Source organism: Streptomyces sp. NBC_00464 (genome assembly GCF_036013915.1).
GTDB lineage: Bacteria > Actinomycetota > Actinomycetes > Streptomycetales > Streptomycetaceae > Streptomyces.
This window is the reverse complement of record NZ_CP107899.1, coordinates 6426778-6451991: the sequence shown is the minus strand read 5'-3', so window position 1 is coordinate 6451991 and position 25214 is coordinate 6426778. Positions and strand designations below refer to the sequence as shown.

Below are 25214 nucleotides of genomic sequence, written 5' to 3'. Positions count from 1 at the left end.
CCACCTTCCTTTCGTGCTGTGGGTCAGCCGTTCTCACGGGGTGAACGCAGCTCCCGCCTGAGGATCTTCCCACTTGCGGTCTTGGGAAGTTCCGTCAGGATCTCGACTTCGCGCGGATACTTGTACGCGGCAAGCCGTTCCTTGCAGTACGCACCCAATTCACCGGGTTCGACCGAGGTACCGGGCCGCAGACTGACGTAGGCGCGGACCGTTTCGCCCCGGTAGGCGTCGGGGACGCCGACGACGGCGGCCTCGCGCACGGCGGGGTGGGTGTACAGGACGTCTTCCACCTCACGCGGCCAGACCTTGAAGCCGGAGGCGTTGATCATGTCCTTCTTGCGGTCGACGACGTAGAGCCAGCCCTCGCGGTCCATGAAGCCGATGTCCCCGGTGCGCAGCTCGCCGTCCGGAAAGGCGGTGGCGGTGGCCTCGGGCAGCCGCCAGTAGCCGGAGACGACCTGCGGGCCGCGCACCGCGATCTCGCCCTGCTCGCCGAAGGGCACGTCCGCCCCGTTCTCATCGATGATCCGCACGACCGTGTCCGGGCCGGGCACGCCGACCGAGAGGGTGCCGGAGACCGGGTCGACGGGCGCCTCGCGTTCGGGCGGCACCGCGGCGCAGGGGGCGGTGCACTCGGTGAGGCCGTAGCCGTTGCGGATGTACGGGCCGAAGTCCGCCCGGAACTTCTCGACGAGCGCGGGCGGCAGCGGTGCTCCGCCGGAGGAGATCACCTGGAAGGAGGCGAAGTGTTCGGGCGTGACACCGGGGGTCGCGGCGAGCGCCATGAAGGCGGTCGACGGGCCGACGGTGTAGGCGGGCCGGTGCTCGGCGAAGGCGTCGAGGACGACGCCGGGGTGGAAGCGGTACGCCAGGACCAGGGTGCCCGCGTTGGTGAGGCAGGCGGCCAGCTGGCAGACCATGCCGGTGATGTGGAAGAGCGGGGCCAGGGCGAAGTAGGCGGCGCCCTCGGCGATGGGGTGGCCGGTGCGCTGGCGCTCGGCGTTGACCATGATGTTGCCGTGGGAGTTCAGGGCGCCCTTGGGGGTGCCGCTGGTCCCGGAGGTGTAGCTGATCAGCGCCACGTCGGCGGCGGTGAGGTCCCGGCCGGCGGGGGCCGCGAGGCCCTTGCGGGCTACGGCCACCAGGTCGTCGGCGTCGTCCGCTGCGGGGAGCCGGCCGAAGTTGAGCACCCGGTCGTCGTTCTTCGTCTGGAAGTCCAGCTCGCAGGCGGTGACGGCGATCCGGACGGACGGGGCACCGGCCGCGGTGTCCCGCAGATACGCCTCCCAGGCCCGGTCGGAGCAGATCAGCGCGGTGACCTCGGCGTCCTTCAGTACGTGGCCGACCTCGGCGGACTTGTACATCGGGTTGAGCGGGACGACCGTCGCCCCGGCCTTCCAGGCACCGAGGAGCGCGAGGACGAACTGCGGGGAGTTCTGCAGCATGATCGCGACCCGGTCGCCGCGCTCCAGCCCCCGGGCGGCAAGGTGCCCGGCCACGGAGTCGGAGAGCTCATCCGTCTCGCGGTAGGTGAGACGTCCGTCGAAGTAGGCGAGCGCCGGATGGCCAGGCGCCCGGCCCACGGAGTCGCGGAAGGCGTGCACCAGGGTCTCGGCGGGGCTGACGGGTGCCCGCTGGGCCTCGCTGAGCAGCGGGAGCCAGGGCTTCGCCGCGTAGATGGAGTCACTCATGCGCCGGTCTCCTCCCACTTCTGCTGGAGGTGGTTCATACTGCCGAGCCAGTGGTCGGTGTCCTTGGTGCGGGCCCGGTAGTACCCGGCGACCTCGGGGTGCGGCAGGACGAGGAAGCGGTCCTCGGCCATGGCGTCGAAGAGGGCCTCGGCGACGGCCTCGGGCTCGATCGCGCTGGGGGCGAGGACGAGCTTGCCGGCCGATCCGGCGGCGGTGAGCATGTCCGTACGCACGCCCTGCGGGCAGATCGCGTGGACCTTGATGCCGCGGTGGCGGTAGGTGAGGGAGAGCCACTCGGCGAAGGCGACCACGCCGTGCTTGGTGACGCTGTACGGCGCCGCGCCGATCATCGTCAGCAGTCCGGCGGCGGAGGCCGTGGAGACGAACCTGCCGCTGCCGCGCTCCAGCCAGTCCGGCACCAGCGCCTTGGCCGCGCGGACGTGGGCCATGACGTTGACGTCCCAGGCGGCGGCCCAGACCTCCTCGTCGGCGAAGACGTCGCCGGGCGAGGCGAGGCCGGCGTTGGCGCAGTAGACGTCCACGGTGCCGTCCAGCGCGTCCCGGGCGGCATCGACGATCTGCGAGGCGTCACCGGCGACCGCGATGCCCCCGATCTCCTCGGCGAGCGTCTTGATCCGGCTCTCGTCGAGGTCGTTGACCACGACCCGCGCACCCTCGGCGGCGAATCTGCGGGCCAGTGCGGCTCCGATGCCGCCTCCGGCCCCCGTGACCACTACGCCCGCGCCCTGCACCGTACTCATCGGTCCCGCCTCTCTCAGCCGACTGCACCGGCAGACTAACCGGTCGGTATGTCGTCGGGGAAGGGGTCGGGGCGTCTCATCCGCCACTTCACGCACAGCCGCCCCGTCCGGCTCGTTCCCTGCGGCCCTCACGCGCGCTAGCGTGCGTGACCATGACAGACGTCGCGATCATGGAGGTAGCTGAATGAGCCTGTCCAGACGTGGATTGCTGGCCGCCGGCGGTGCGGTGGGAGCTCTCGCGGCGACCGCCGCATCGGCCGGACCCGCGGCATCCCTCCCCTCGTCCGGCAAGGGGCACGGCGCCGGACACGGCCGGTTCCGCACCGGCTTCGACCGGCTCGCGGCGGACGGCTACGCACTGCTGAAGGGGCAGCGGGTCGGTGTGGTCAGCAATCCCACCGGGATCACGTCCGATGTGCGCCACATCGTCGATGTGATGCACCCGGACGACCGGGTGGACCTGACCGCCGTCTTCGGCCCCGAGCACGGTTTCCGGGGCACGGCGCAGGCGGGCGGATCGGAAGGCAGGTACGACGACCCGGCGACCGGGCTGCCGGTCTACGACACGTATCTCAAGAGCGGGCAGGCGCTCGCCGATGTCTTCACCGCGTCCGGCGTGGACACGATCGTCTTCGACATCCAGGACGCGGGCGCCCGCTTCTACACGTACATCTGGACGCTGTACGACTGCATGGAGGCGGCGGCCCTCGCGGGGAAGAAGTTCGTGGTGCTGGACCGGCCGAACCCGGTGACGGGACGGGCGGCGCTCGGTCCGGTGCTCGACCCCGCGTTCGGCACGTTCGTGGGCCGACGGGAGATCGCCCAGGCGCACGGCATGACGGTCACCGAACTGGCGCTGCTGTTCAACGGCGAGTTCCTGGCGGACCGCCCGGCGGAGCTGGAGATCGTGAAGATGTCGGGGTGGTCGCGCTCGGACTTCTACGACGCGTCCGGGCTGCCGTGGGTGCCGCCGAGCCCCAACATGCCGACGCCCGACACGGCGCTCGTCTACTCGGGCACCTGCCTCTTCGAGGGCACGAACCTCTCCGAGGGGCGCGGCACCACACGGCCGTTCGAACTGCTCGGCGCGGAGGGGATCGACCATACGTGGGCGGCCGCGGCCAATGCGCTGGAGCTGCCCGGAGTGGCGTTCCGCGAGGCGTACTTCGCGCCGACGTTCTCCAAGTTCCAGGGCAAGACGGTGGGCGGCGTCCAGGTGCACGTACAGGACCGCGAGGTCTTCGACCCGGTGCGCACCGGGATCGCGCTGCTGGTGACGGCGAAGCAGACCTGGAGCGGGTTCGCCTGGCGGCCGGACAACTGGATCGACAAGCTCACCGGCAACACCCGGGTGCGCACGATGATCGACGCGGGCGCGGACACGGATGAGGTCGTGGGGGCGTGGGCGGACGATCTCGCCGCGTTCCGGGCGGTGCGGAAGCGGTATCTGCAGTACCGGTGAGCCTGGCGGGCGGGCCCGTGTGCATGGGTGAACCATGTGTGCGGGCCCGCCCGGCGGAGCGGTTCCGTCCTCAATCGCCGGACGGGCTTGATTTGCCCGCCGGACGGGGTTGGAATGCCGTCGGGCGGGCTGGACTTGCCCGCCCGGCGGTTTCGGCCTCAGCGGTGCGCCGGGAACTCCACCACCTGCTGGTACGTCGGGCGGTTCTGCCAGTGGATCGCCTTCTGCGCGATCCCGCCCAGCGCCCGGTGGATGATCGAGTCGGTGCACCACTGCTCACCGGCCTTGCAGCTGTCGTCGGCCGGGTACACCTCGGCCGCCGGCACCGCCGCCGCCTGCTTCAGGGTGGACAGCAGCGCCGCGCGGCAGCTGCTCAGATCGCCGTTGCCGCAGTACGACCTGGCCAGCGGCCCCTTGACCGGCTGCCCCAGCACCTGGCGCAGATCCTTGTCGGCGAAGCCCCACCAGCCGTACTGGAAGGCCGAACCGCTGTGCGCGCCGCTCGGCCCGTGGCTGGCCGCCGGGGACTCGTCGGTGGCGAGGTTCGCGGTCAGCGCCCCGTACAGATCGTCACCGAGCCCCGGCTTGAACTCCGCCTCGATCAGCTTCGGCCACCACGCGTCCATGATCCGTACCGCGTCGGCGTTGCCGTACGTGTGCGAGCCCGGGCTGCTCTCCTTGCGCTGGGCGCCCGACGCCCGCCAGGAGTCGAGCTGCTGGACGACCGTGTTCAGCTCCGGGTCGGTGACCGGCTGGGAGCGGATGACCTTCAACAGCTCGGGAAGCAGCTGCTCACCGCGCAGGTCGGTGAGTGCCGCGTCCGCCATCGCCCGGGTGAGGGAGGCGCGGGTCACGCCGCCCTCCTCCACCAGCTTCGACACCCGGTCGTCGAGCAGGTCGGCCCGGTGCACCGCGCTGAGCCCGAAGCCCGCGGAGGCGTACCCCTCGGCCTGCTTGTTGTTCCAGGAGACGTAGTAGTCCTGGCCCGTGGAGTGCGGGTGCTCGGCGAAGGGGGTGTAGGAGGCGGTGTTGGCCGCCGGGTCGTAGCCCCGCCACTCGTACGCCTTCTCCGCCCTGATGGGCAGCGCCGGGTCGACGCCGGCCGCGCGGACCGGGTTCATGCCGCTGTTGTAGAAGGCGGCGGTGCGGGAGTCGGCGTAGAACCAGTTGAAGGCGTAGTCGATGTTGCTCGCCGCCTGCTGGAAGGAGGCGGCGTCGGTGACGTACGACGGGTCGTTGAGCATCTGGAAGCCGATGATCGAGTCGGCCTCGTGCCGGTAGGTGGTGCGCAGGCTCGTGTAGGCGACGGGCCTGCCGTCCACCGTGGCGCGGTGGGTGACGATGCCGTATCCGGTGCGCCACACCTGCATCCGGTAGGAGCCCTTCGCCGTGGAGTCGGCGACGGTCGGCTTCCAGGAGTTGGAGCGCTCCAGCTTCTCCATGGCGGTGCAGTCGCCGCGGTAGAGGTAGTGCGTGGAGTTCTTGGTGGGGGCCGAGCCGTCGGGTTCGCACAGGTCGACGGTGTACGTGTCGGTGATGTCCTGGCCCGCCGATGTGGCGCTCCAGGCGTAGTCCTGACCGCGGCCCATCTGGATGTACATGCCGACACCGGCGAAGGAGACACCGCGGGCGCTGATGCCGGGGCCCTGGAGCTCCTGGAGCATCATCAGCTGCGGGGCGAAGTAGCCGGTCTGCGGGCCGAAGACCGCGATCGGGTTGCCGCTCGCCGTGCTGCTGCCGGAGACGAGCAGGGCGTTGGACATGCCGCGCTTCTGCGCGCCGGAGCCCGAGCCGGGGAGCGAGCCCTCCGGGATGACCCCGTCGTCGTAGATGCCCTGGGCCTTCCTGAGCGTGGCCGGGGCCTTGACGGGCGCCTTCTCGTTCGTGCCCGCGGAGCCGGTGCGGTCGTGGATCAGCGGTTCGGCGGTGACGGAGCCGGGGTCCGGGAGCGCGGTGCCGACGGCCTTGGCGGGCTTGTCGGCGTACGGGAACGACGTGCCGTCGTGGACGGTCAGCACGGCCTCGGGGTCGTTGCGCTGGCGGAAGGACTCCCAGACCTTGGTCCCCTCGGCGACGCCGTACTTCTGCTGGGCGGACAGCAGCGAGAGCGCCGCCTGCACCTCGCCGCCACCACCGCCGCCGAACTGGCCGCCGACCACGGAAGCGATCGAGATCAGGTCGGTCAGCTGGAAGGGCTGGATCTCACCGATGTTGGTGATCGCGTCGACCTTGCCGGTGAGGACGTACTCGCCGGGGAAGTAGCGGCCCTTCTTCGACTTCTCGCGGTAGGAGTTGATGCCGTCGACGTAGGCCTGCGCGTCGGCCATCGCCTGTTCGCCGCGGGGGCCCTCATGGGTCCTGATGTACTCGACCTGGGCCGCAAGGTCGGCCTCGGTGTACGGGGCCTGCGGCCAGAACTGCTGCTCCAGCCCCTGGTTGGCGAGTGCGCCGCCCGCGAACGAGGTCAGCTCCCCGCGTCCGATGTGGCGGAAGAGGTCCATCAGCCAGAGCCGGTCCTGACCGGCCGCGAAGCCGGCGCCGAACTCGGTTCCGTAGCGGGTGGTGCCCTTGATGTGCGGGACGCCGGACACCTTGTCCCGGGTGATGGTGACGTCGTCGCGCGGCGAGGTGACGGACTCGACCTGGTCCTTCGCGACGCCGAAGGAGGCATCGTTGAAGAAGTCGTTCAGTTTCTGGTCGGTGAGTCCGGTGTGCCCGGCCACCAGCCCGTCGTAACGGTCGAGTTGGTCGTCGCTGTGCGCGGGATGGGTGCCGAACGCCTTGTTGCCGAGGATCTCGACGAGGGTGGCGTTGCCGTTCTCGCCGGGCGGCAGGATGTCGTCGCACTGCCCCTGGCAGTAGTCGACGACGGGGGCTGGGTCCGGCTCGGCGGCGCCGGCGTGGGGCGCGGAGGCCAGCAGGGACGTGCCGAGGGCGAGAACGGCCGCGATGGTGGCGGCCCTTGTCCTGCCGGTACGTGCGGACATGCGGGTGCGTGGGGGCATGCGTGCTCCTCGGAGAGGCCGATGCGCCGGACGTTACCGGCGGTACAACCCGCGAGTAAGGTGAACATCGGTCACCTTTTCCGAATCACCACATCCCGTCACATGACGAATCCTCATCTCACCAAGTGGACGGATCGACCCTTGGATGGAGCCGATCCGGGCAGTCGTACGTCCACTCACTGACGCCGAACTACGGGCGACGGAGTACGAGCGACGGAGGTGGCAGCGCCATGGCCGGTTTCCGGAGTCTTGCGAGACAGGTCCGCGACCCGCGGAGTGATCTGGCACTGCGGCGGTACTCGCTGCGCAAATGCCTGGAACGCTTCGCGCCGTACGGCCACCGGGCGACCTGGGACCACCTGTGCGCCCGGCACGGGATGGGCCCCGAGGACCGGGCACCCGACCCGGCGCGGCTGATGCGCGCGCTGGAGGAGCTGGAGACGGCGCGGGCTGTCTGGCTCGGTTACGAAGCGGGGTTCGCCGAGCGCCGCAAACGGGAGAAGCACGAGGGACTGCGGCGCCCGGCCGCCTTCGACGACTGGCACCTGCGCACCTGGGGCGGGAACGGGGTCGCACGCTGCGAGAACCCGGCGATCCACCCGATGGCGCCCCTCGCGGAGGTACTGACCCGGCTGATCTCGGCCCTGGAGTCGGAGCCGGGCACCGACTGCCCGGTGTGCGCACAGGCCCGCATCGTCTGGCGGCAGGACCTGGACAGCGAACCCTGGTCCGGGCCGGTCTGCACCGGGTGCGGGATCGTGGTCCCGCAGCCCGTGCTCACCCCGGACGCACTGGCGAAGGCCCGGCGCACCCGGCTCGGCGACCTGGCATCGGTCGCCTGAGCAACCGAGCGGCACGCCCGGGCACCCACGGCCGCCGGACGGGCACCCGCACCGACCGGAACGCGCCTCACCCTCCCGCGGACCGGTGCGCGGCCCTGCTCTCCGGCATCAGACGCGAACCGCTGAACCGCTCACCGGAGACATCGTCCGGGTTGGAGAGCACACAGGTGTCCAGCGACAGGCAGCCGCAGCCGATGCAGTCGGTGAGGTGGTCGCGCAGCCTGGCCAGCTGCCGGATCCGCTCGTCCAGCTCGGAGCGCCAGGCCACGGAGAGCCGGGCCCAGTCGTCGCGGTTCGGGGTGCGCTCCTCCGGAAGCTCGGCCAGTGCGTCACGGATGGTGGCCAGCGGGATGCCGACCCGCTGCGCCGCGCGGACGAAGGCGACCCGGCGCAGCGCGTCCCTGGTGTAGCGACGCTGGTTGCCACTGGTGCGGGTGCTGCTGATCAGGCCCTTGGCCTCGTAGAAGTGCAGGGCCGAGACCGCGGCGCCACTGCGCGCGGAGAGCTGGCCGACCGTGAGTTCATGGAGTGTCTGTGGGATCTGGGGCACTCATCGAACCCTACGTGGCCCCGCTCCCGGCCGGTCCGTCGTTGACAGGAACGCACCCGCCAACCATGCTGAGCAAGCGCTTAGACAGACGGTCGAGAGCGGGAAGGCAGGGACCAGGGACATGGCAGAGCCGAGGATCTTCACGTCCGCGCAGGAGCTGCGTGACGGAGTGGGCGAGCAGCTGGGACACAGCGACTGGCTCGAGGTCGACCAGAAGCGGATCGACCTCTTCGCCGAGGCCACCGGCGACCACCAGTGGATCCACGTGGACCCGGAGCGCGCCGCGGCCGGGCCGTTCGGCACGACGATCGCGCACGGCTATCTCACGCTCTCGCTGCTGCCGGCGCTCGTACCGCAGGTCATGCAGGTCGAGAACACGAAGATGGGCATCAACTACGGGACCAACAAGGTCCGCTTCCCCTCCACCGTGCCCGTCGGCTCCCGGCTGCGGGCCACGGCCGTCCTGAAGAGCGTCGAGGAGGCGGGCGGCGGCGTGCAGGTCACGGCGGTCGTCACGGTCGAGCGCGAGGGCGGCGAGAAGCCGGCGTGCGTCGCCGAGTCGGTGTCCCGCTTCTACTTCTGACCCTTCTGACGCGTCTGACGCTTCTCCGAGCCGGAGCTTCTGCTTCCGAGCCGGACACGGGCGTCGGCCCCGGACCCCGCGGGGTCCGGGGCCGACGCCCGTGCGACGGTCAGGCCCGCGGGCGGCGTCAGCGCTTGGCCGCGACCATCCGCAGCACGAGCCCGGCGTACAGCTCGCCCACCTCGTCCGGCGTGCGGCTGCCCTGCGCGTTGAACCACCGCGCCACGTCGATGCAGAGCGAGAGCACGGCGAGCGCGGTGCCCGGCACATCGGGGACATCGAACTCCCCCGCCGCCACACCCTCGCCGATGATCCTGCGCACCGCCGCGTCGCTCCTGCGGCGCAGTTCGACGATCTCGGTGCGGTGCTCCTCGCCGAGCGCGTCGAGCTCGTACTGGACCACGCGCGCAGTGGTGTGCCGCTCGGCGTGCCAGCGGACGAAGGCCCGCACAGCGCCGGCGAGCCGCTCGGTGGCCGTGCCCTCGGCGTCGGCCGCCGACTCCAGGAGGGCCAGGGCCCGGTCGTGCCCGATCCTGCTGATCCGGTGGAGCAGCTCTTCCTTCGTCTTGTAGTGGATGTAGAGCGCGGCAGGACTCATCCCGGCGCGGCCCGCGATGTCCCGGGTGGTGGTCGCGTGGTACCCGCGCTCGGCGAAGGCGTCGACGGCCGCGACGAGAAGCCGCCGGGCGGCCTCGGGCGTCACTTCGGCCCACGGCGTGTTCTCGCCGTCGGTCTCCTCCGCCGTGCTCATCGTCGGTCGCCCCTCTCAGTCAGCAGGACGAACACCATACCGCGATCCTGAGCAAGCGCTTAGGGGTCCGGTGCGTGAGATCGTCAGAGCTTCTGGAAGGGGTCGTGCTCGGCGAGGATCTTCTCCAGCCGGGCCTGGTCGACCCGGCTGACGATCTGCCCGGCCTCCTGCCGGTCCCGGATCACCTTGGCCAGCGTGAAGGCGGAGGTGACGAGGTAGAGAACGCAGATGGCGAGGAAGCCGCGCACCCAGGCATCGGCGTCCAGGAAGTAGATGCCGATGGCCACCGCTCCCATCGCGATCCCGAAGGACGCGACGGCCTGGCCGTAGAAGGCGGCGGTGCTCTGCTGCTTGACCGATGTCGTCTCACTCATACGGCCCAGCATCGGGCGGAGTGGCGCACGCCACATCCGTACGCGTACTCAGCCCGGTACTCAGACGCCCGTTCGGGTCACGCGGAGACTCAGAAGGCGGAGACCCCCGTCAGGGCACGGCCGATGATCAGCTTCTGGATCTGACTGGTGCCCTCGTAGAGCGTCATCACGCGGGCGTCGCGCAGCAGCTTGCCGACCGGGTACTCATCGATGTAGCCGTAGCCGCCGAAGACCTGGACGGCGTTGTTCGCGGCGCGGACGGCGGCCTCGGAGGCGAAGAGCTTCGCCTGGGACGCGGCGGTGGCGAAGGGCTCGCCGCGGTCGATCAGGTCGGCCACCCGCCAGGTCAGCAGGCGGGCGGCGTCGACGTCCACGGCGATGTCGCTGATGAGTTCCTGGACGAGCTGGTAGCTCGCGATCGACTTGCCGAACTGCTCGCGCTCGCCCGCGTATCCCACGGCCGCGTCCAGGGCGGCCTGTGCGATGCCGACACAGCCGGCGGCGACCGACATCCGCCCCTTGGCCAGCGCGGACATGGCGATGGAGAAGCCCTTGCCCTCGGGGCCCATGAGCGCGGCGGCGGGGACGCGGACGTCCTCCAGGACCAGTTCGGCGGTCGCCTGGCCTCGCAGGCCGAGCTTGCCGTGGATGGTGCGCCGGGTGAGGCCGGGGGTGTCGGTGGGGACCAGGAAGGCGGATATGCCCTTGTGGCCGGGGGTGTCGTTGGTGCGGGCGAAGAGCAGCACCACATCGGCCCAGGTGCCGTTGGTGATGAACATCTTGCTGCCGTTGATGACGTAGTCACCACCGTCCCGCACGGCCCTCGTCGTCAGGTTCCCGGCATCGGACCCCGTGCCCGGTTCGGTGAGGCCGAAGCAGCCGACCGCGTCGCCGGAGGTGAGCCGGGGCAGCCACTGCCGCTTCTGGTCCTCGTCACCCCAGGCCGCGACGGTCTTGGCGACCAGGCCGAGGGAGACCGAGACGATGCCGCGGACCGAGGAGTCACCGCGGCCGAGCTCCTCGGTGACCAGGCAGTACGCGAGGTGGTCACCGCCCGAGCCGCCGTACTCCTCGGGAACGGTCAGCCCGAGGAAGCCGAGGGAGCCCAGCTTCTTCACGATCGACTTGTCGACGTTCTCGGCCCGGTCCCACTCGACGACGTGCGGGGCGATGTCACGGGCGACGAAGTCCTTGGCGAGCTGCCGGACGGCTTCCTGCTCCGCACTGAGTTCCAGGTTCATCCTTCGGCTCTCCACTTCGGGCCGACCGGCACACGAGGGGCGATCGACTTTAATTAGCACTGCTAGTTTTAAGTGCGCAGGGCCTACTATGTGCTGCATGGCCCGCCCGCGCAAGCCCCTCCTCAGCAGAGACCGCATCGTCGAGACGGCAAGCGCCCTCGTGGACGCCGAGGGGCTCGACGCCGTCTCGACCCGTCGACTGGCGGCCGAGCTCGGGGTGAGCGGGCCGTCGCTCTACAACCACTTCCGCAACAAGGACGAGATCCTGGACGCGGTCGCCGACTCCGTCTCCGCACAGGTCGATCTGTCGATGTTCGACGAGTCCGACACCCGGGACTGGCGTGCCGCGCTGCACGACTGGGCCGTCTCCTACCGTGCGGCGCTCAGCGCGCATCCGCACATCGTCCCGGTGCTCGCCCAGGGCCCCGGCCGCCGCCCGGCCGGCCTACGGGTCGCCGACGCGGTGTTCGGCGCGATGGTCCGCGCGGGCTGGCCGCCTGCCCAGGCCACCTACATCGGCGCCCTGATGCGCTACTTCATCACCGGATCGGCCCTCGGCTCGTTCGCCCGGGGCTTCGTGGACGACGAGACGGCGTACGACCCGGCCGACTATCCGCACCTGGGCCAGGCGCACCTGCTGGCGGAGCGCCGTCAGAAAGTCGACGAAGGGGCCTTCGAGACGGGCCTGCGCGCACTGATCGACGGACTCGCCCTCCAGTACGCACCACCTCCCGCACAGAACATGCGGTAGCGGCGCCCGCGCCGCTCACCGTCGGTGGCGGACTGCTCCGTCCGGCCGGGGTGGCGGTCTCCCGGAAGCGTCCGCAGACTGGTGCGACGCGGAAGAATCCGCCCCGCAGGTGGAAGGACCCCCTCATGACGCGGAGCGCCAAGCAGCGGACCGGCCGTAAGAAGGCGAAGGGGGCCGACGCCCCGGTACTGGTGACGCCCGAGGGCAGGGCGCGTGACGCCTGGCGCGAGGACTATCCGTACACGTCCAAGCTCGGCCGCAAGGCGTACGACAAGTCCAAGCGCGCCCTGCAGATAGAGCTGCTGAAGCTCCAGCACTGGGTCAAGGAGCACGACGAGCGGCTCGTCATACTCTTCGAGGGGCGCGACGCCGCGGGCAAGGGCGGCACCATCAAGCGGTTCACCGAGCACCTCAATCCGCGTGGTGCGAGGGTGGTGGCGCTGGAGAAGCCCACCGAACGCGAGCGCTCCCAGTGGTACTTCCAGCGGTACGTGGCGCATCTGCCTGCCGCCGGGGAGATCGTGATGTTCGACCGGTCCTGGTACAACCGGGCCGGTGTGGAGCGGGTGATGGGGTTCTGCTCGACCCCCGAGTACCTGGAATTCATGCACCAGGCCCCGGGGTTCGAACGGATGCTGGCGCGCGACGGCATCCACCTGGTGAAGTTCTGGTTCTCCGTCTCGCGCGACGAGCAGCGCAACCGGTTCATGAGCCGGCAGACCGATCCGGTGCGGCAGTGGAAGCTGAGCCCGGTCGACCTCGCCTCGCTCGACAAGTGGGACGCGTACACCGAGGCCAAGGAGCTGATGCTCTTCCACACGGACACGGCGGATGCCCCGTGGACCGTGGTGAAGAGCAACGACAAGAAGCGGGCGCGGCTGGAGGCGATCCGGCACGTCCTGCACCGGTTCGACTACCCGGACAAGGACGCGACGGTGGCCGGGGAGCCGGACCCGCTGATCGTGGGACCGGCCTCCCGGCTCTTCGAGCAGGGCGAGATGGAGGCCCGGCTGCTCACCACGGGACGCTCGGAGGCTTCCGCGGGGAGTTAGAAGACCACCAGGGCCCGGCCGCCCTTGCCGGCGATCATGTTGTCGAAGGCCGCCGGGATGCCGTCGAGCGCGATCCGTTCGGTGACCATCATCGAGACGTCGAAGCGGCCCGCGCGGATGTGGTCGGCCAGCACCGGCAGATCGCGGGCCGGGTCGCTGTTGCCGTACACGCAGCCGGTCAGGGACCTGCCCCAGTGGAAGATCTCCAGGGCGTTGAACGTCACCTGCTGGTCCTTGCCCCCGATCCCGACGACCGTGGTGCGCCCGCCCCGGCGGGTGGACTCCCAGGCGGTACGGATGGTGGCGGCCCGGCCGACGCACTCGACGGCCACGTCCGCGCCCTGGCCGCCGGTGAGCCCCCGGATCTCGCGGGGCGTGGTGGCGGAGGCGATCACGTAGTCCGTGGCACCCGCACGGCGCGCGAGGTCCTCCTTCTCCGGGGAGACGTCCACCGCGATGATCTTCGAGGCGCCCGCGATCCGGGCGGCCTGGAGCACCGCGAGACCGACTCCGCCGATGCCGAACACGACGACGGACTCGCCCGCGCGGACCTGGGCGCTGTGGTGGATCGCGCCGTACCCGGTCAGCACCGCGCAGCCGAGCAGGGCCGCGTCGGTGAGCGGGATGCCGTCCGGGGCGGGCAGGACGCAGTTCGCGGCGACCACGGTCTCCTGCGCGAAGGCGGCGACGTTGAGCCCGGGGTGCAGTTCGGTGCCGTCGGCGGTACGGGCGTGGATGTTCGCCGCGCCGGCCAGGGCGTTGGCGCAGAGCCAGACCTCGCCGATTCCGCAGTGGTGGCAGCTGCCGCAGGACGGCGCCCAGTTGAGGACGACGCCGTCGCCCGGGGCGAGATGGCCGACGCCCTCGCCGACCGAGACGACGGTGCCCGCGCCCTCGTGGCCGAGGACGGCGGGGACGGGCAGCCGCATGGTGCCGTTGGACAACGAGAGGTCGGAGTGGCAGACCCCGGCGGCGGCAAGGCGGATGCGCACCTGGCCGGGGCCGGGCTCGGGCAGGGTGATGTCGGTGATCTCCAGCGGAGCTCCGACGGCGGACAGTACGGCGGCGCGGACCACGGACTGGCTCCTTGCTGATCGGGGGCGCGGACTCTGCGGACTCTGCGGACTCAAGGGGTCGTTCAGAACTGGAGGGACTTGGTCTGGAGGTACTCGGAGAGGCCGTGCTCGCCGAGTTCGCGGCCGACGCCGGACTGCTTGTAACCGCCGAAGGGGGCGAGCGGGTTGAAACGGCCGCCGTTGATGTCCACCTGACCGGTGTCCATCCGCCGGGCGAAGGCGACGGCCTCCGCGTCGTCGGCGGCCCAGACGGCGCCCGCGAGCCCGTACACGGTGCCGTTGGCGATGCGCAGCGCGTCCGCCTCGTCCTCGTACTTCAGGATCGAGACGACCGGGCCGAAGATCTCCTCCTGGGCGATGGTCATCTCCGGGGTGACGTCGGCGAACACGGTGGGGCTGACGTAGTACCCGGTGGCGAGGGGTGCCTCGGGGCCGCCGGCCACGACGCGGGCGCCCTCCTCGATGCCCTTCTCGATGTAACCGCGCACCCGGGCCTGCTGCTTGGCGTTGACGAGCGGACCGACCCGCTCGCCGGGTACGTACTTGGCGACGGCCGCGGCGGCGAGGGCGACGGCCTCCTCGTACCGTTCGGCGTCCACCAGCATCCGGGTCCAGGCGCTGCACGTCTGGCCGGAGTTGGACATCACGTTGGCGATGCCGACGTTGACCGCCTTGGCCAGATCGGCCGAGGGCAGGATGACGTTGGCGGACTTGCCGCCGAGCTCCAGCGCGACGCGCTTGATCGCGCCGCCCGCCGTGGCGCCGATCTGCCTGCCGACCGCGGTGGAGCCGGTGAAGGAGACCAGGTCGACGTCCTCGTGCTCGGCGAGCGCCTGACCGGCGACCGGGCCGAGGCCGGTGACCAGGTTGAAGACGCCGGCGGGCAGTCCGGCCTCCTCGGTGGCCTCGGCGAAGAGCTGCGCGGTGAGCGGGGTGTCCTCGGCCGGCTTGAGGACGACGGTGCAGCCTGCGGCAAGGGCGGGGGCGACCTTGGCGACGATCTGGTGCAGCGGGTAGTTCCACGGGGTGATCGCGCCTACCACGCCGACGGGCTCCAGGAACACGGTGGAGTTGCCGTGGCGCTCCTCGAAGGCGTACGTCGCCGCCAGTTCGGCGTACGAACCGGCGACCAGGACCGGCACGCCCGCGTGCACCATCTGCGACATCGGCAGCGGCGAGCCCAGTTCGGCCGTGACCGTCTCGGCGATCTCGTCCTTGCGGGCGGCCAGCACATCGCGCAGAGCGCCGATCCGGGCGGCGCGCTCGGCGGGCGGGGTCGCGGCCCAGCCGGGGAAAGCGGCGCGGGCGGCGCGTACCGCGGCGTCGATGTCCTCGGCCGTGCCCGCCGGAACGTGCGCGATGACCTGCTCATCCGCCGGGTTCACCACCGCGACGGTGTCCGTTCCGGCGGCGGGCCGCCATGCGCCGCCGATGTACATGCCGTCATGGGCCTTCATGGCTGTTCCTCCCGGACGCGGTGACGGACGAGGTCGTCCGCGACCTAAACTAGCGCCGTTAGTTTTCTGGCGCCAGAGACGTCGGTCACGTGCCGGGGCCCGTCCACCGATCGGGGGAGGCGAGCGGCGGACGGGCCCCGGTGTCATCCCCCTATACCTCCAGGCCCGGCACGTCCTTCGGCAGTGGGCAGATCCGGCGGCCCTGGTGGTCGAAGACATACAGGTGCGCCAGGTCGACCAGGAGCGGAACCTGACCCCCGGTGCGCAGCCGCATGTCGGGGCCGGTGCGTACGACGAGGTCGCTGGCCGTGACCGCGGGGCGGTCGGGGCTGTGCACGCCCGGCGGGAGCGGCTCGAATCCCGGTTCGTCGAGGACCGCGACGGATGCACCGGTGTGGCCGGTGGCGCGCTCCTTGAGCCGTTCCAGGACTCCGGCCCCGCCCCCGGCGCCGCGGCGCCTGCGCAGGGTGCCGCGGTCCGGGCGGGCCGATTCCAGGTCCGGGACCACGGCGGGCTGCGACCCGGTGTTGAGGTGGACCAGCGCCTCGTGGCCCTGGTACTCGACGTGCTCGACGATGCCGCTGAGCGCGACCTCGCCGGGGCGGGCCTGGCTGGGCGGGGCGATCCGGACCGCCTCGGAGCGCAGTCCGACGATGATGCGCCGGCCCTGCTGGATCCGCAGCAACTGGTGGTCGGGGCTGAGGGGTTCGGGCAGCGGGAGGCGCTGGCGGCCGAGGTCGATCGACATCCGCCCCTCCAGGGGCGCGTGTACGACGGCCTGCAGCAGGTTGATCCGCGGGGTGCCGATGAACGCGGCGACGAACACGTTCTCCGGCAGCGAGTACACCTCGCGCGGCGGGCTCACCTGCTGGAGCACTCCCCCGCGCATCACGGCGACCCGGTGGCCCAGCGACATCGCCTCGGCCTGGTCGTGCGTCACGTAGACCGTGGTGACGCCGAGTTCCTTGGTGAGCTGGGATATCTCGGCGCGCAGGTGGTTGCGGAGCTTCGCGTCGAGGTTGGAGAGCGGCTCGTCCATCAGGAAGGCCGAGGGCTGGCGCGAAATCGCCCGGCCCATCGCGACCCGCTGGCGCTCACCGCCGGAGAGCTGGCCGGGAAGACGGTCCAGGACGCTCTCGATGCCGAGCATCCTGGCCGTGTTCTCGATGCGCTCGTTGTGGTCCTGGCGGGGGTTCTCCAGCTTCAGCGGGAAGCCGATGTTGGCCCGGTTGGTCATGGTCGGGTAGAGCGCGAAGTTCTGGAAGACCATGGCCATGCCGCGTTCGCGGGGAGTCAGGTCGTTGGCCGGTTCACCGTCGAGCAGGATCTCGCCCTCGGTGATGTCCTCCAGGCCGGCGATCATGCGGAGCACGGTCGACTTGCCGCACCCCGAAGGGCCCAGCAGGACGACGAACTCGCCCGGGTCGATGGTGAGCGAGAGGCGGTCGACAGCACGCGAGGAGCGTCCGTAGGCCTTGCTTACGTTGTTCAGGGTGATGGCGCGAGTCATGTGGTTCCGCCCGGGAGGGTGATGGTGGAGCGGTGGGGAGCGGCAGCAGTGGCCTGAAATTAACCCACTGCGCAGGGTGAGGAAAGACTCGCGCAAAGGTTGCACCGTACGGAGCGTGCGGAGACGGAAGTGTCAGGCGGGATTCCGGTTGAGGCCGGCCCGCGCCGGGCCTTCCTCGGAAACGGCCGGATCCGGTTGCGGAGCCCCGTCCCGGCGTGGTGCACGGTCGCCCTTGCCGCGTGCTCCGAGGCCCGCCGCCACGACCAGCAGTGCGCCGAGCATGACGAACGGCGCCGCGGTGCCCGCCACTCCGGCGACGAGCCCGGCGGCGGCGGGGGCCGCCACCTGGCCGAGCCGGTTGCCGGTCAGCCGCAGGGCGAGCGCGGTGGAACGCGCGGCCGCCGGGGCGGCCCGGACGACGGTGGTCATCGACAGGGGCTGGCCGACGCCGAGGCAGAAGCCGAGGACGGTGAGCATCAGGGCCAACGCCCAGACGGGGGCAGGGAGCGCGATGCCGGCGCAGAGCACTCCGGCCAGCAGACACGTGGAGCCGAGCAGGGCTGCCCGGCCCAGCACCCGGAGCATCGGGGTCATCACCAGGCGGCAGGCGATAGTGGCGGCCGCGCGCAGGCTCAGCAGCAGGCCGACGGTGGCGGGGGCGATGCCGCGGTGTTCGCCGACGACCGGCAGATACGCGGTGAGGATGTCGGTCGCGGAGAGCACGGCGAGGCTGATGAAGATCCCGCCGGGGACGCCCCTGGCGCGCAGGATGCTGCCGACAGGCACCTTGGCGGCCGGGGCCTTGCCGCGGCGTGCGGGGGCGGTCCGGTGCTCGATGCGCCAGAGCGAGCCGAAGGAGACGGCGGCTGTGCCCGCCGCGACGATCAGGGCGAGTGCGCTGGTACGGCCCATCGCGCCGTCGCGCTCCGAGATCAGATACCCGGCGGCGATCGGGCCGATGAGCTGGCCGAGGGAGGCGCCGATGGTGAAGTGGCCGAAGTTGCGGTCCTGATCGGCCGGGGCGGACTGGCGGGCGACGATCGACTGGGCCCCGATCACGAAGCAGAGGTGGCCGAGCCCCATGAGCCCGCTCCAGGCCGCCATCGCGGTCAGCGAGGCCGCCCGGCCGCTGAGGGCGCAGCCGCCGGCGATCAGGACGACGCCGAGCGGCAGCAGCGGTGCGCATCGGCCGTGGTCCGTGCGGCGCCCCAGGGGGACTGCGGCGAAGAGCGGGAGGAGCGCGTACACCCCGGTGATCACACCGATGGCACGTTCGTCCGCACCCAGCGCCAGGGCCCGGTAGGAGACGGCGGGCCGCGCCATCGACACCGCTCCCTGCGCGAAGGCGAAGGCGATGACGAGGCGCAGCAGCCAGCTCCGGCCGGGCCGGGCGATGTCGGTCATGGATCAGATGATCCCGAACAGGAGTCCGGCGCCGAGCACCACGAGGGAGGTGAGCGCGGCCCACTTGACGGTGAAGCGGGTGTGGTCGCCGAACTCGACCTTGGCCATGCCGACGAGGACGTAGACGGCGGGCACCAGCGGGGACGACATGTGCAGGGGCTGGCCGACCAGGGAGGCGCGGGCGATCTCCAGCGGGGAGACACCGTGCGCGGCGCCGGCCTCGGCGAGCACGGGCACGACGCCGAAGTAGAAGCCGTCGTTGGACATGAAGTACGTGAGCGGGATGCTCAGCACGCCCGTGACGAGGGCCATGTGCGGCCCCATGCCCTCCGGGATCGCACCGACCAGCCAGTCGGCCATGTGGTCGACCATGCCGGTTCCGGTGAGCACGCCGGTGAAGACCGCTGCGGCGAAGACCATGCCGGAGACGTTGAGCACGTTGTCGGCGTGGGCCGCGATCCGGGCCCGCTGGTCGGGCATGTGGGGGAAGTTGACGGTGAGGGCGAGGGCCGCGCCGAGGAGGAAGAGCACCGGGATCGGCATCAGTTCCATGATCATCGCGGTGAGCAGGGCGATGGTGAGGGCCGCGTTGAACCAGTAGAGCTTGGGTCGCAGGGTGGCACGGTGGGGGTCGAGGCCCTTGAAGCCCTCGTCGGTCTCCTCCGCATCCTCGGATCCCGTACCGCCTGCACCCGCGCCGCCGGTGCTCTTGCGCAGCCGGTCACTGCCGCCGCCCGCGGCCACCAGGACCTGCTCCGGCTCCGTGACCGACTCGGCCGCCGGCTCCCCGTCGAGGGTGAGGGTGCCGAGCCGCTTGCGCTCACGCCTGCCGAGGACCACGGCCAGCAGGATCACCGCAAGCAGCCCGACGCCGAGCGCCGGGATCATGGGGACGAAGATGTCGCCCGCGTCCAGCTTCAGCGCGGTGGCGGCGCGGGCCGTGGGACCGCCCCAGGGCAGGGTGTTCATGACGCCGTTCGCCGTGGCGGCGACCCCGGTCATCACGACCAGGCTCATCTTCAGGCGCTTGTAGAGCGGATACATCGCCGAGACGGTGATCATGAAGGTGGTGGAGCCGTCGCCGTCCAGCGAGACGATCGCGGCGAGCACCGCCGTACCGATGACGATGCGCATCGGGTCGGCCTTGCAGAAGCGCAGGATGCCCCGGACGATCGGGTCGAAGAGTCCGACGTCGATCATCACGCCGAAGTAGACGATCGCGAACATCAGCATGGCGGCGGTCGGCGCCAGATTGCCGACGCCCTCGATGACGTAGTCGCCGAGATGGGCTCCCTTCCCCACGGCCACGCAGAAGAGGGCGGGGATCAGGACGAGCGCCGCGATCGGCGACATCTTCTTCATCATGATCAGGACCAGAAAGGTCCCGATCATGGCAAAGCCGAGGATGGTCAGCATATGGATACCTATCGTTCACCCTTGAACTCCCGCCGGAGCCGGCGGTGCGGATGACGTTAGGGCGCGCCATATGGCGTTAACAAGACGTTGACATGCGAGCAATACGAGCAAAACCCCAGGTCAACGCGAGGGTGTCACGGTGACGGGGATTCCGTTGAGCACGGCGGTGCCGGAGAGCGGGTCGAGGCGGCTGCCGTCGAGGAGCTGGTTGACGTTGACGCCGGGCCCCTCGGCCGCGACGGACAGCCTGGTGCCGGGGCGGTTGTGCCCCCAGCCGTGCGGGAGGCTCACCACGCCGGTACGCACGCTGTCGGTGACCTCAACCGGGACCGTCAGCGCGCCGCCGTCCGCGGTGACCGTGGCGGATGCGCCGTCGGTCAGTCCGATGCGTACCGCGTCCTCGGGGTGTATCTGGAGGGTGCAGACGTTGGACCCGCCGCGGAGCGCGGCGACGTTGTGCAGCCAGCTGTTGTTGGAGCGCAGGTGACGACGGCCGATGAGGACGAGCGCGTCGGGGTCGGCCCGTCCGTCGAGGGCACGGCGCAGCCTGGGCAGATCGGCGGCGATCGGGGCGGGGAACAGTTCGATGCGTCCACTGCGGGTGGTGAGGACTTCCGGAACGCGAGGAGCGAGGGCTCCGAGGTCGATGCCGTGCGGATGGGCGAGCAGCCGCTCCAGGCTCAGGCCGTCGGGGTCGGTACCGAAGCCCTCGCCGTACGGGCCGAGGCGGAGCATCAGGTCGAGGCGTCGCTCCGCCGCGGTGCGGCCGGTGAGCGCGGCGGAGATGTCGGCGGGATCGCGGCCGTGCACGGGCGAGAGGGGGTCGGCGACCGCTTTGCCCAGGGCCCGGTCGATGACCATGGTGTCCACCGCGTCCGGCTCCGCGCCGTGCATCCCGGAGACGGCGAGGACGAGCCGGGCGAGGATCTCGGCCTCGTCCATCCGGCCGTCGTCCAGAGGCAGGGCGGGACGGGTGTAGCGGACCTGGTTGCGCACGGCCAGGGTGTTGAACGCGAAGTCGAAGTGGGCGCTCTGCGAGGGCGGCGGCGGGGGCAGCACCACATCCGCGTGGCGGGAGGTCTCGTTGAGATAGGGGTCGACGCTCACCATGAAGTCGAGCCCGTCGGCCAGTGCGGCGTCGAGCCGGTCGCCGTCGGGCGCGGAGAGCACGGGGTTGGCGGCCAGGACGATCAGGGCGCGGATCCGCCCCTCACCCGGTGTGCAGATCTCCTCGGCCAGTGCGGAGATGGGCAGTTCGCCCTTGGCCTCGGGGTGGCCGGAGACCCGGCTCGCCCAGCGTCCGAGGGCGAACCCCTTGCCGGGGGCGGCGGGGCGCGGGGCGCGGGCGGTCGCGGAGAGCGGGAAGAGGGCGCCGCCGGGGCGGTCGAGGTTGCCGGTGAGGATGTTGAGGACGTCGACGAGCCAGCTGGCGAGGGTGCCGTGTTCGACCGTGCAGCTGCCGATGCGGCCGTACACGGCGGCGGTGGGTGCGGCGGCGAGCTCCCGGGCGAGGGTCCGGATGGTGGCGGCGTCCACGTCGCAGGCAGGGGCGACGGCCTCGGGCGTGAAGTCCCGCACGGCGTCGGCGACTTCACCGATCCCCTCGACATGGTCCGCGAGCGCGCCGGGGTCGGTGAGCTTCTCCTCGAACAGGACGTGCGCCATCGCGGCGAGAAGCAGGGCGTCGGTGCCGGGGCGGATGGCCACGTGCCGGTCGGCGAGGCGGGCGGTGCGGGTGCGGCGGGGGTCCACGACGGTGAGGCTGCCGCCGCGGCGTCGCAGCGCCTTGAGCTTGCCGGGGAAGTCGGGGGCGGTGCACAGGCTGCCGTTGGATTCGAGCGGGTTGGCACCCAGCATCAGCAGGTGGTCGGTGTGGTCGAGATCCGGCACCGGGATGGTGTTCGGGTCGCCGAAGAGGAGTCCGCTGGAGACGTGCTTGGGCATCTGGTCCAGGGTGCTCGCGGTGAACAGCGCCCGGGTCCGCACGGCGGCGAGCAGGGCGGGCGGGTAGAGCGCGCCGGCCATGGTGTGCACGTTGGGGTTGCCGAGGACGACACCGACGGCCTGCGGCCCGTGCTCCTGTGCGAGAGCCGGCAGGGCGCGGGCGATCGCGTCGAAGGCCTCGCTCCAGCTCGCCTCGGTCAGCACGCCGTCCTTGCGGACGAGCGGGGTGCGCAGCCGGTCGGGGTCCTCGTCGAGTCCGCCGATGGATGCGCCCTTGGGGCAGATGAACCCCTTGCTGAACACGTCCTCCCGGTCACCGCGGGCGCCGGTGACCCTGGCCCCCTCGATGGTGAGCGTGAGCCCGCAGGTGGCTTCGCAGAGGGGGCAGATACGCAGGGCGGTACGGGAGCTGCTGGGGTCGTGCGGCATGGGCCCTCCCGGGCGGCGGCAGCGGTGGCGCGCGGACATGAGCAAGCACGGCCGAGCATACCGACCGGTACGCATGCTGGGGAGGTGCGGAGGCGATGAGCTTGTCCCGGAGTCCGGTTCCCCTCAGCCCAGCACCCGCGCAAGGTAGGCCTGGACCAGCACGCGGGTCTCGGCGACGATCGCCGGGTCGCCGGACGGGTCGGTGCGGAAGGCGAGTTGGAGCAGTGCGTCGGCGGCCTCCACGCAGACCAGGATGGAGCGCAGGAGGTCTTCGTCCGGCTCGCGGTCCAGATGACCGGCGAGCAGTTCGGTGAGCCGCCCCGCGACGCGCTGGTTGGCGTCGTCCGCCGGGTCGTCGTCGGGCGCGGGAGCCCCGAAGTCGATGAGGGAGAAGCCCGGTACGGAGCTCTTCATCGCCAGGTACTCGTCGAGCACGGCGTCGATGACACGGCGCCAGTCGGCGACCGGCACGGCGACCAGCCGGGCCGCGATCCCCTCCACGTAGCTGTCCAGGTTGCGGCGGGCGAGAGCGTCGGCCAGCGCCCGCTTGTTGGAGAAGAACCGGTAGACGGATCCGATGGGCACTCCGGCACGCACGGCCACGGCCCGGGTGGAGAGCTGCTCGTAGCCGGTCTCGTCGAGGAGTTCGGCACAGGCGTCGAGTATCCGGGCGAGGCGCTCGGCGCTGCGCTGCTGCACAGGGGCGCGGCGGAGGTTCGTGTTCGCATGGGGCACGGGTTCCATGATGCCGTGGGCCTCCTCCGCCGGGCGTAAAGGTGCACACGGGGGCCTCAGGCGATGAGCAGCGCCAGCCCGCCGATCGTGTACGCGACCATCAGGACCAGGAGCGGAAGGTGGCCGACGACGGCGCGTCCGGGCGGGAAGAGCCGGACGGAGCGGTCGTGGGCGGCGACGACGCCGAGGACATGGCCGAGAACGATCGCGACGACCTGGAGCGTGGCGATGCCGCCCGGCCCCAGGGGCGGTTCGGGCGGTGCGGGATTGTCGGTGCCGAGTGCCACCATGACGGTACGTGGACCTTCGGTGACGAAGAGTGTGAAGTAGTGGGCGACGAGATAGCCGAGGGCGATCGGGACCAGGGAGTGCGCGAAGGCGGTGAGGGGGTGCGGCAGTTGGCCGGAGAGGAGCCGGGTGGCACCGGCGCAGAGGGCGTAGAGGGTGGCGACGAGGGCGACGGCGCCCAGGAGGCCGAGCGTGGCAGTGGTGGTACGGCCCAGGGTGGAGGTCTGGACGGTGGTGATCCAGGAGGGTGCGTCGGAGAAGCCGTCATAGGCGGTGGAGCCGAGCATCACGCAGACGGTGGCGACGAGCCCGGGGAGCTGGGGCGTGGCGTCCAGTCCGTTGAACGGGGAGCGCAGGACGAGGCGGCGGTCCGCGGGGCGGCGGCCGAGCGGGGAGAGCCGGGCGAGGAGGCCCGAGTAGACCTCGAAGGCATCGGCGTGGTCGAACCATCGGGCCCCGTGCAGAGCGGCGCCCGCGAGTTGGACGGCCGAGTAGAGGGCGAGGAAGAGCAGCAGGGCGGTGGATGAGGCAGGGTCGGGGGCCACGAGTTCGAGCCAGGTGAAGGCGAGCAGCCCGGCGGCGGCGGGCCACATCCCCAGGCGTGGCGGCAGGGGGCGGCCGGCGGCCGGGTCGCGTCCGAGCGCGCGGCAGCCGAGGAGATGAAGGGTGCGCAGCGGATTGAGCAGCCGCCAGACGGGCCCGAGCAACAGCGAGGCCGGGACGAGCCCGACCCAGAGAAGTACGTAGACGGCGCCGGGGGCCGGGTTGCGGTCCGGGTCGGCCGGGCCGAGGAGGAGGTACAGCACGACCAGGAGCGCGGCGGCCAGGCCGAGCGCGCGGGCGACGACGCGGGTAGGGCGGGCGTCGGCGACGCGCTGGACCGTGGCCGGCAGCGGGCGGCCCGCCCGGTCGCCGCGGAACCGGGAGGCGGACCAGAGCAGGCCGAGCGCGAGAAAGGAGACGAAGAGCGCGGCGAAGGCTCCCGCGAAGGCGTAGAAGGGCGAGAGGGGCAGGTCGTGCTGGGCGCCGATGCCGTGGGCGAGGACGCTCACGGCACGGGGATCGTCGACGCCCGTCACCGTACGACGAGTTGGGTCAGGAGCAGGTCGGACTCATGGGTCTCCACCTCGAAGAGCCCGGTGCGGTCGGCGGTGAAGGTGAGGGTGACGGTCCGGCCGGCGGGCAGCCGTGCCTCCTTGTCGTAGCCGTGGACGTGAAGGGTGTCGGCGCGGTCGCTGCGGACCTGAAGGCGCACGGTCCGGCCCTTCTTGACCTCGGTGCGCCCGGGTGCGGGGCTGACCTTGCCGTCGCGGACGGAGATCTCCACGGTGGTACCGGGAGTGGGCGCGGGGCGGGTCGCGGAGGTGGCCCCGCCGAGCGTCGCGGTGGCCTGGACCGGAGCGGAACCGACGGCCCAGGCGGTGTGGTCGTCGGCGTAGAGACGGGCCGTGAGCCGGGTGCCGTCCCCGGCGCCGCGCAGGAGCGACTCCGGGAGGTGGAACCAGGCGCCGTAGACCCGGGCCAGGGGGTGGCCGTCGAGGAAGAGCCGGGCGTGGCCACGTCCGAGGAGTGCGGCGCCGCCGACGCTGTCCGGGGTGAACCGGAAGTTCCGTACCGAGAGGTGGACGTTCCAGCCATCCTCCGAGTCCGGCCGCACGGACAGCGCCACTTCGGGCGCGCCCTTGGCGTCGACCTGGCGCAGCCGGTGGCCGGAGCCGTCGTCCGCGGTCAGGAGCCGGCCGTTGTTGCCGGTGGCCTGTTCATGGCTGGTACCCGGCTTGTGGTGGGTGGTGGCCCGCCCTCCGCAGGCACCCGTGCCGAGCAGGAGGGCGACGGCCACGAGCAGGGCGGCGGACCTGTGCCGCCGGACCGGCGCGGGCCTGCGTTCCCGG

Annotated in this window: 21 protein-coding genes; 5 read left to right on the top strand and 16 right to left on the bottom strand. The window is 71.4% G+C overall.

Annotated features, from left to right (window positions below; all coding sequences use genetic code 11):
• Positions 1–23: 23 nt before the first annotated feature.
• Together OG912_RS28965 and OG912_RS28960 are read right to left on the bottom strand one after the other, a co-directional pair.
• Entirely contained in the window at positions 24–1691 is a 1668-nt protein-coding gene (locus tag OG912_RS28965) for a class I adenylate-forming enzyme family protein (RefSeq protein WP_327711902.1), read from the bottom strand.
• A complete protein-coding gene (locus OG912_RS28960; RefSeq protein ID WP_326735317.1) occupies positions 1688–2452 on the bottom strand; it encodes an SDR family oxidoreductase in 765 nt (254 codons plus the stop codon). Before OG912_RS28960 ends, OG912_RS28965 begins: the two co-directional genes overlap by 4 nt.
• A gap of 184 nt (positions 2453–2636) precedes the next feature.
• Between OG912_RS28960 and OG912_RS28955 the strand changes: the two genes are divergently transcribed.
• Positions 2637–3914 (top strand): exo-beta-N-acetylmuramidase NamZ family protein, encoded by a 1278-nt coding sequence (locus OG912_RS28955; protein WP_327711901.1) that lies wholly within the window; start codon positions 2637–2639, stop codon positions 3912–3914.
• Between the two features lie 158 nt (positions 3915–4072).
• Here the strand turns inward: OG912_RS28955 and OG912_RS28950 are convergent, their stop codons facing one another.
• Positions 4073–6919, bottom strand: coding sequence for a penicillin acylase family protein (locus OG912_RS28950; RefSeq protein WP_327711900.1), 2847 nt, complete (start codon positions 6917–6919; stop codon positions 4073–4075).
• Between the two features lie 230 nt (positions 6920–7149).
• On the opposite strand from OG912_RS28950, the gene OG912_RS28945 reads away from it, so the two are divergent.
• Positions 7150–7761 (top strand): hypothetical protein, encoded by a 612-nt coding sequence (locus OG912_RS28945; protein ID WP_326735320.1) that lies wholly within the window; start codon positions 7150–7152, stop codon positions 7759–7761.
• A gap of 67 nt (positions 7762–7828) precedes the next feature.
• Here OG912_RS28945 and soxR read toward each other — a convergent pair whose 3' ends face one another.
• Complete coding sequence (soxR, locus tag OG912_RS28940; RefSeq protein ID WP_327711899.1) at positions 7829–8311, bottom strand: redox-sensitive transcriptional activator SoxR; 483 nt, start codon at positions 8309–8311, stop codon at positions 7829–7831.
• A 121-nt stretch (positions 8312–8432) separates the two neighbouring features.
• Between soxR and OG912_RS28935 the strand changes: the two genes are divergently transcribed.
• On the top strand, positions 8433–8894 hold the full coding sequence (locus tag OG912_RS28935; RefSeq protein WP_326735322.1) for a MaoC family dehydratase: 462 nt from the start codon (positions 8433–8435) through the stop codon (positions 8892–8894).
• 127 nt (positions 8895–9021) lie between these two features.
• Here OG912_RS28935 and OG912_RS28930 read toward each other — a convergent pair whose 3' ends face one another.
• From OG912_RS28930 to OG912_RS28920, 3 genes are all read right to left on the bottom strand, one after another.
• Complete coding sequence (locus OG912_RS28930) at positions 9022–9645, bottom strand: TetR/AcrR family transcriptional regulator (RefSeq protein ID WP_326735323.1); 624 nt, start codon at positions 9643–9645, stop codon at positions 9022–9024.
• Positions 9646–9728: 83 nt separating this feature from the next.
• Positions 9729–10019, bottom strand: coding sequence for a YiaA/YiaB family inner membrane protein (locus OG912_RS28925; protein ID WP_326735324.1), 291 nt, complete (start codon positions 10017–10019; stop codon positions 9729–9731).
• 89 nt (positions 10020–10108) lie between these two features.
• The gene (locus OG912_RS28920) at positions 10109–11260 is read right to left on the bottom strand and encodes an acyl-CoA dehydrogenase family protein (protein WP_326735325.1); all 1152 of its coding nucleotides are present in this window, start codon (positions 11258–11260) and stop codon (positions 10109–10111) included.
• Between the two features lie 97 nt (positions 11261–11357).
• Between OG912_RS28920 and OG912_RS28915 the strand changes: the two genes are divergently transcribed.
• Both OG912_RS28915 and ppk2 read left to right on the top strand, forming a co-directional pair.
• Positions 11358–12011 carry a TetR/AcrR family transcriptional regulator gene (locus OG912_RS28915; RefSeq protein ID WP_326735326.1) on the top strand — a complete coding sequence of 218 codons (654 nt, stop codon included), beginning with the start codon at positions 11358–11360 and terminating at the stop codon, positions 12009–12011.
• 125 nt (positions 12012–12136) lie between these two features.
• On the top strand, positions 12137–13063 hold the full coding sequence (gene ppk2, locus OG912_RS28910; protein ID WP_326735327.1) for a polyphosphate kinase 2: 927 nt from the start codon (positions 12137–12139) through the stop codon (positions 13061–13063).
• On the opposite strand, the gene OG912_RS28905 is transcribed toward ppk2, so the two are convergent.
• The 9 genes from OG912_RS28905 to OG912_RS28865 all read right to left on the bottom strand — a co-directional run bounded on the left by OG912_RS28905 (position 13060) and on the right by OG912_RS28865 (position 25168).
• Positions 13060–14139, bottom strand: a complete 1080-nt coding sequence (locus tag OG912_RS28905) for a Zn-dependent alcohol dehydrogenase (RefSeq protein ID WP_327711897.1) — start codon at positions 14137–14139, stop codon at positions 13060–13062. The two genes, ppk2 and OG912_RS28905, sit on opposite strands and share 4 nt — an antisense overlap.
• 62 nt (positions 14140–14201) lie before the next feature.
• Positions 14202–15596, bottom strand: coding sequence for an aldehyde dehydrogenase family protein (locus tag OG912_RS28900; protein ID WP_326735329.1), 1395 nt, complete (start codon positions 15594–15596; stop codon positions 14202–14204).
• A gap of 151 nt (positions 15597–15747) precedes the next feature.
• On the bottom strand, positions 15748–17106 hold the full coding sequence (locus OG912_RS28895) for an ABC transporter ATP-binding protein (protein ID WP_327711896.1): 1359 nt from the start codon (positions 17104–17106) through the stop codon (positions 15748–15750).
• A 132-nt stretch (positions 17107–17238) separates the two neighbouring features.
• Positions 17239–18510, bottom strand: coding sequence for an MFS transporter (locus tag OG912_RS28890; RefSeq protein WP_327711895.1), 1272 nt, complete (start codon positions 18508–18510; stop codon positions 17239–17241).
• A 3-nt stretch (positions 18511–18513) separates the two neighbouring features.
• Complete coding sequence (locus OG912_RS28885; protein WP_326735332.1) at positions 18514–19926, bottom strand: CitMHS family transporter; 1413 nt, start codon at positions 19924–19926, stop codon at positions 18514–18516.
• A 120-nt stretch (positions 19927–20046) separates the two neighbouring features.
• Positions 20047–22299 (bottom strand): molybdopterin-dependent oxidoreductase, encoded by a 2253-nt coding sequence (locus OG912_RS28880; RefSeq protein WP_327711894.1) that lies wholly within the window; start codon positions 22297–22299, stop codon positions 20047–20049.
• A gap of 123 nt (positions 22300–22422) precedes the next feature.
• Positions 22423–23043: a TetR/AcrR family transcriptional regulator gene (locus tag OG912_RS28875; RefSeq protein ID WP_327711893.1), complete on the bottom strand. Its 621-nt coding sequence runs from the start codon at positions 23041–23043 to the stop codon at positions 22423–22425.
• Positions 23044–23090: 47 nt separating this feature from the next.
• Positions 23091–24401 carry a hypothetical protein gene (locus OG912_RS28870; RefSeq protein WP_327711892.1) on the bottom strand — a complete coding sequence of 437 codons (1311 nt, stop codon included), beginning with the start codon at positions 24399–24401 and terminating at the stop codon, positions 23091–23093.
• The gene (locus tag OG912_RS28865; RefSeq protein WP_327713576.1) at positions 24398–25168 is read right to left on the bottom strand and encodes a hypothetical protein; all 771 of its coding nucleotides are present in this window, start codon (positions 25166–25168) and stop codon (positions 24398–24400) included. Before OG912_RS28865 ends, OG912_RS28870 begins: the two co-directional genes overlap by 4 nt.
• Positions 25169–25214: the final 46 nt, after the last annotated feature.